Here is a 1,338-nt window from a genome sequence, read left to right as displayed (position 1 = left end):
TGGCGGCGCCCGCATCGGACGAGGTTGTTCCTTGGGGCAGAATGTGTTTGTCGGCAATCGGGTGGTGATTGGCGACAATGTGAAGATTCAGAACAATGTATCGGTCTACGACAATGTGACCCTTGAGGACGATGTGTTCTGCGGTCCATCGATGGTGTTTACCAATGTGTACAACCCGCGGTCGGCCGTGCCGCGCAAGGACGAATATCGCGACACCTTGGTGCGCAAGGGCGCAACGCTGGGTGCGAATTGCACGATCGTGTGCGGCGTGACGATCGGTCGTTATGCGTTCATTGGCGCCGGCGCGGTGGTAACCCGGGATGTGCCGGATTATGCGCTGATGGTCGGCGTGCCGGCGCGGCATGTTGGCTGGATGAGTGAGCATGGCGAGCGGCTCGATTTGCCGCTGGATGGCGACGGAGAAGAAGCTGTGTGTTCGGCGACAGGGACGAAATATCGACTGCACCATGGGCGCGTATGCAAAGTGGGGTAAGACCAGAAACAGGAGGGATACATGAGAATTCAGGCGGTATGTGAGCATGGCATCGTTCGTCTTCCGGACTCCTTGGGTCGGCGACTGAGGCGTGTCGAAGTTGTGGTGGAGATTCCCGATGCTGCAATTGATGATGGCAGCAGTGTCTTGAATGAGGTGAAGCTGGCCCGGAGCGGAAGTGTTGGCAGAGATCTAGATGCTATCTTGGGAAAATACCGAGAACACAATCAGTCGGTATCTCCTGAAGAAGACAAACAGAGGTGGCATGAGCATCTGTTCCGGAAACATGTGAAATGAAGCATCTGATTCTGGATGTCAATTCGGTGCTCGACCTTTGGTTCGCACGCGCGCATGTTGACGTGTTGGAAACGTTATTTGATCGGGCCGAACAGGGTGAGGCCCGTTTATGGGTTGCTGCATCATCGTTGTCAGCGATCGAGTATCTTGCTAATCGCTGTCTTGCTGACAAAGGGATGGAAGCAACGCGCCGTAAAGAAACTTTATGCCGTTTGATGGATCATTTGTTTGAACATGTTTCGATTCTGTCACATGTTGGTGCGGACTATCGGAGCGAATACGGTCATAGCCGCGATTTTGAGGATGCGCAAATTGCGCTTGCAGCTATGGCTATCCATGGTGAAAAGGTGATTGTGACCAGCGACTGTTCTTTTGATACGCTGGGATTACTTTCGGCAAAAACACCCGAAGAAGCGCTTTGCTGGCTGAATGAGAGTGATGACGGCTGCACAGATTTTATCGACCTGAAAACACAGCAAGATGTGTTGCGACCGAAGATTGAGGCGCAAGTCGCTAACGTGCTTAAACATGGTCGCTACATCATGGGG

3 protein-coding genes are annotated in these 1,338 nt (G+C 53.1%); all 3 read left to right on the top strand.

Annotated elements, in window-relative coordinates:
- Nucleotides 1-493, top strand: a 493-nt coding sequence (locus tag D6694_10225; GenBank protein ID RMH40253.1) for an N-acetyltransferase, incomplete at its 5' end; no start/stop codon positions are given.
- A gap of 21 nt (nucleotides 494-514) precedes the next feature.
- On the top strand, nucleotides 515-790 hold the full coding sequence (locus D6694_10220; GenBank protein ID RMH40252.1) for a hypothetical protein: 276 nt from the start codon (nucleotides 515-517) through the stop codon (nucleotides 788-790).
- A partial coding sequence (locus D6694_10215; GenBank protein ID RMH40251.1) for an aminotransferase occupies nucleotides 787-1,338 on the top strand: 552 nt, incomplete at its 3' end. The genes D6694_10220 and D6694_10215, both read left to right, overlap by 4 nt.

This window comes from Gammaproteobacteria bacterium (assembly GCA_003696665.1).
Classification (GTDB): Bacteria; Pseudomonadota; Gammaproteobacteria; order Enterobacterales.
This window is presented reverse-complemented; position numbering and strand designations above follow the sequence as displayed.